The sequence below is a fragment of the Microcystis sp. M113S1 genome (assembly GCF_020246945.1).
Taxonomy (GTDB): Bacteria; Cyanobacteriota; Cyanobacteriia; order Cyanobacteriales; family Microcystaceae; genus Microcystis.
In genome coordinates this window covers 1-4,617 of sequence record NZ_JADBSA010000316.1, presented here as the reverse complement: position 1 = coordinate 4,617, position 4,617 = coordinate 1, and the positions used below count along the sequence as shown (strand labels likewise).

Genomic DNA, 4,617 nt, shown 5'->3' with positions numbered 1-4,617 from the left:
TTGGGGGGAAAATTCAGGGACTTTTTCCCTGAAAATTAGGTAATTGACCACCTGAAAATGGGTAAAACCCCACACCCCACACCCCAACCCCCAACCCCCAACCCCCAACCCCCACCGAAAAACTTTTTCAGCAGACCCTAAATAAAGGCAATCTCCCGGCTCCTGAATACCGGCTCCTGAATACTGGCTCCTGTCAATGCCCTTGCCTAGCGGTTCAGGGGGGATTGTGTAAAAATAAGAGAAGATCGGTTTTTTTTTACTAAACCTATGGCCACTTCTTCCATTGCCGTTAGAGAATTACCTCTCTTTCCCCTTCCCGAAGTTGTTTTATTCCCGGGTCGTCCCCTACCCCTGCACATCTTCGAGTTTCGCTATCGGATTATGATGAATACGATATTGGAAGAAGATCGCCGTTTTGGGGTCTTAATGGTAGATCCAGCCACGGGAGAAATTGCTAAAGTCGGCAGTTGTGCGGAAGTTGTCCGTTGTCAACGTCTCCCAGATGATCGGTTAAAAATTCTCACCATCGGTCAACAGCGCTTCCGTGTCCTAGAATACGTCCGGGAAAAACCCTATCGTGTCGGTTTAGTGGAGTGGATTGAAGATGTCCCCACCACCCAAGATCTGCGACCTCTGGCCAAAGAAGTGGATCGACTGCTGCGGGATGTGGTTCATCTATCAGCCAAATTAACCGCTCAAAAAATTGAACTCCCCGACGATTTGCCCAGTCTTCCCCTGGAATTATCCTACTGGGTGGCGGGTAATCTCTACGGTGTGGCCGGGGAACAACAGGCTTTATTGGAAATGCAGGATACAGTCAGTCGTCTGCAACGAGAATCGGAAATTCTCACCTCGACTCGCAATCATCTGGCCGCTCGCACGGCTCTTAAAGATGCTTTAAATTAATGATCTTTAGGTTTTTCAGCTTCGGGAGAGGGAAATGGGGAAATGGGGAGATGGGAGACCACTTCGTGCGCGACTTTCGGCGAAGCTCAGTCGAGCCGTTGCGGGGAGAGAGGGAAGTATTTTTAGTGAACAGTGAACAGTAAACAGTGAACTGATAACTCACATCTGAAAACTGATGACTGACCCACTGATAACTGATAACTGTTAATCTGGGGATTACCTAATGTTTACCTTGATACAGTAAAGTGGGGTTAAAATTGTTAGCCCCTCACCCAGGAGAACTTTGATCATGTTGCTGACCTATAATCCCAGCGTCTCACCCTTCCGAGAAGACTATAGCGAGAGTCGTCGGCTCCATTTTTATGATCGCGGGGAAAATATTCCTCTGGTGGTTGATGGAGTCTGGCAAGTTTATCGGGGTATGGCGCAACTAAGTCAAGTATCTGAGAGTGGAGAGGAAATTTTACTAGGCTGGGTTCATTCATCCCACTTTTTTGGCTTAAATTTGACCCATCTGGAATCCTATCACGCCAGAGCCTTGTCGGAACTGTACCTAAAATGGTACACGATCGCCGAAGTCGAAAATTCGGCGGAATTAACTAGGATGATGTTAAATCAAATGATCCGTCGTCAACAACAAACGGAATCGCTTCTTGCGATCGCAGGACTCAGACGAGTGGAGGAACGTCTCCAGCAGTTACTACAGTTATTAAAGCGGGAAATGGGAGAACCAATCGCCCAAGGCAGTCGTTTAAAGATCCGTTTAACCCATCAAAATCTCGCCAATGCTATCGGGACCACGAGGGTAACGGTGACGCGTTTGTTAGGCGAATTTCAGCGTCAGGGAGCCGTGAGTCTCGATGGCGATCGCCACTTGATTATTCACGATTAAGTCAGACAATTTTAGTCAGATCCGGCCATAATAGACTCCCCGCGGAAGTCCAATAATTGCCAAGCTAATTTAGCGGCCCCCACCATCCCGGCGCGATTACCCAACTCGGCCGTTAATACCTCTAATCCTTCTCTGGAACTAGGTAACACCCGTCTTTCGATTTCTGTGAGGAGAGAGGGAAAGAAAAACTTAGCACTGGCGCTAATGCCGCCGCCGATAATTACCGCCTCTGGGGTGAGAACATAGAGTAAACTGGCGATACCAGCCCCCAGTAAACAGCCGTAACCCTGCCAGAATTCTAAAGCCTCTCGATCGCCTTTTTCGGCCAATTCTGCCAATTGCTTCGGTTCTTTGCCAGTCATCCGGCGAATAGCTTGCAGGGAGGCGTATTGTTCTAAGGAACCCCGATTACCGCTATTGCACAATGGACCGTCAAAATTAAGGGTTATTAAGCCTAATTCTGCGGCCGTTCCCTTGCTGCCCACAAATAAGTTACCATCGAGGATAATTGCCCCTCCTACTCCCGTCCCCAAGGTCAACAGGATCAAGTTTTGAAACCGTTTGCCCGCTCCTAACCAAGCTTCCCCCAAACCGGCACAATTGGCATCATTGGCTAAAATTGTCGGCATTCCCGTGCTTTCTTCTAACCAATCGGCGAGGGGAATATCCCGCCATCCTGCCAAATTAATCGCTATTTTGGCAATTCTTCCCTGAGCATCCGCCGGCCCCGGCGTTCCCACACCGATGGCTTGACAACTTTTATCTAAATTTACTTGACAAATGCCTTGATGTATGGTAAGGGCGACTTCTTTGGGTGTAGCGGGTTGGGGAGTGGGCAAGGTGAGAGATTCGATACAATTGCCCTCTTGGTCAAATTTACCAATTTTAATAGCGGTTCCACCTAAATCGACACCTATTACTGTTTTCACCATCGGGCTTTCCTTGTTACTCTGGGAGTAGCTAGGTTTATTATCACTCTTTTTGGCGGTTTTTTCGCAGTTAGATGTGATTGAGGATAATTCGGCTAAACCGGCAAGACTAGCTGATTGATTAGCCCAAATTTCTCCTATAGTTTGGATACCTGCAGCTTAAATCCTTATTTTTCCCCATTTTAAAAATGATAAAAGTTACCATCCCAAATCTCTACGATAGCGATTATCAACTTTGGTTAGAATCGACGATCAACCAATTGCGCCAAGGGGATTTTCAAGCAGTAGATTGGCCGAATTTATTAGAGGAGTTGGCAGATTTGGGAAAAAGTGAACGACGAGCATTAGAAAGTTTATTAACTCGACTTTTAGAACATTTACTGAAGTTAACTTACTGGCAATCCCAACGAGATTATAATCAAGCTGGATGGAAAAAAGAAATTCGCAATTTTCGGATTCAGATCAAAAAAATTCTCAAAGATAGTCCCAGTTTAAAGTCCTATTTAAGGGAAATTTTGCAGGAATGTTATCTCGATGCTCGCAATCTGCTTATTGACGAAACCGAATTAGATGCCAGTATTTTCCCTCTGGAAGTGTTAGCTAATCTAGAGGAGATTCTCGATCAAAATTGGCTGCCGGATTGGGAAGCTATCAGCAATAATTCTGAAAAGTGCAGTTAAGGAGTAAAAAATGATGAATATTACCATTTCAAATCTCTACGATAGCGATTATCAACTTTGGTTAGAATCGACGATCAACCAATTGCGTCGGGGGGATTTTCAAGCGGTAGATTGGCCGAATTTATTAGAGGAGTTGGCAGATTTGGGAAAAAGTGAACGACGAGCATTAGAAAGTTTATTAACTCGACTTTTAGAACATTTACTGAAGTTAACTTACTGGCAATCCCAACGAGATTATAATCAAGCAGCCTGGAAAGGGGAAATTAGAACCTTTCGGAAACAAATCAAGAAAATCCTGAGAGATAGTCCCAGTCTCAAACCCTATTTATCCGAGATACTTGAGGAATGTTACAGCGATGCTCGGGAGATAATTATTGATATAACCCAATTAGATGCCAGTATTTTCCCCGTGGAAGTGTTAGCTAGTCTAGAGGAGATTCTCGCTGAAAATTGGCTGCCGGATTGGGAAGCTATCAGCAATAATTCTGAAAAGTGCAATTAAGGAGTAAAAAATGATGAATATTACCATTTCAAATCTCTACGATAGTGATTATCAACTTTGGTTAGAATCGACGATCAACCAATTGCGTCGGGGGGATTTTCAAGCGGTAGATTGGCAGAATTTATTAGAGGAGTTGGCAGATTTGGGTAAAAATAATCGACGAGCGCTTAAGAGTCTCTTAACTCGACTTTTAGAGCATTTACTAAAGTTAACTTCCTGGCAATCGCAACGAGATTACAATCAAGCAGCATGGAAAAAAGAAATCAGAAATTTTCGCCTACAAATTGCCGATCTTTTAGAAGATAGTCCCAGTTTAAAGTCCTATTTAAGAGAAATTTTAGCGAAATGTTATCTCGATGCTCGCCATCTGCTTATTGACGAAACCCAATTAGATGCCAGTATTTTCCCTCTGGAAGTTTTAGCTAATCTAGAGGAGATTCTCGATCAAAATTGGCTGCCGGATTTTCGGGAGACTTGACATCCTCACCGCCGTAAACGGACGGTGATTCCTCACCACGCCACTTTTTTAGAATGGTCGCTGAATGGGGTTGACGCTTCACGGGATGCTGCTTCTTTAACAGAAGTCTTACGCTTTCCTCTACGTCCGTGTAAAGTCTCCGAATGTCCTCCGGCGACCTTGATATTTACCGCAGCGTTTACATCTCGATCATGAAAAGTTCCACAGAAAAGACATTCCCACTCACGGAT

The 4,617-nt window shown here is 44.9% G+C and carries 7 protein-coding genes; 5 read left to right on the top strand and 2 right to left on the bottom strand.

The window, feature by feature from the left end:
- Nucleotides 1-267: 267 nt before the first annotated feature.
- Both IM319_RS15945 and IM319_RS15940 read left to right on the top strand, forming a co-directional pair.
- Nucleotides 268-906 carry an LON peptidase substrate-binding domain-containing protein gene (locus tag IM319_RS15945; RefSeq protein WP_287078741.1) on the top strand — a complete coding sequence of 213 codons (639 nt, stop codon included), beginning with the start codon at nt 268-270 and terminating at the stop codon, nt 904-906.
- A gap of 289 nt (nt 907-1,195) precedes the next feature.
- Entirely contained in the window at nt 1,196-1,798 is a 603-nt protein-coding gene (locus tag IM319_RS15940) for a Crp/Fnr family transcriptional regulator (protein ID WP_287078742.1), read from the top strand.
- A gap of 11 nt (nt 1,799-1,809) precedes the next feature.
- Here IM319_RS15940 and IM319_RS15935 read toward each other — a convergent pair whose 3' ends face one another.
- On the bottom strand, nt 1,810-2,730 hold the full coding sequence (locus IM319_RS15935) for an ROK family protein (protein ID WP_287684947.1): 921 nt from the start codon (nt 2,728-2,730) through the stop codon (nt 1,810-1,812).
- Nucleotides 2,731-2,915: 185 nt separating this feature from the next.
- Between IM319_RS15935 and IM319_RS15930 the strand changes: the two genes are divergently transcribed.
- The 3 genes from IM319_RS15930 to IM319_RS15920 are packed head-to-tail and all read left to right on the top strand — an operon-like array spanning nt 2,916 to nt 4,387.
- Nucleotides 2,916-3,407 carry a DUF29 domain-containing protein gene (locus IM319_RS15930; RefSeq protein ID WP_287736241.1) on the top strand — a complete coding sequence of 164 codons (492 nt, stop codon included), beginning with the start codon at nt 2,916-2,918 and terminating at the stop codon, nt 3,405-3,407.
- Between the two features lie 10 nt (nt 3,408-3,417).
- A complete protein-coding gene (locus IM319_RS15925) occupies nt 3,418-3,909 on the top strand; it encodes a DUF29 domain-containing protein (protein WP_287684951.1) in 492 nt (163 codons plus the stop codon).
- 13 nt (nt 3,910-3,922) lie between these two features.
- Nucleotides 3,923-4,387 (top strand): DUF29 domain-containing protein, encoded by a 465-nt coding sequence (locus tag IM319_RS15920; RefSeq protein ID WP_287684953.1) that lies wholly within the window; start codon nt 3,923-3,925, stop codon nt 4,385-4,387.
- Between the two features lie 32 nt (nt 4,388-4,419).
- On the opposite strand, the gene IM319_RS15915 is transcribed toward IM319_RS15920, so the two are convergent.
- Nucleotides 4,420-4,617: zinc ribbon domain-containing protein (locus IM319_RS15915; protein WP_287736240.1), on the bottom strand; the 198-nt coding region annotated here is incomplete at its 5' end.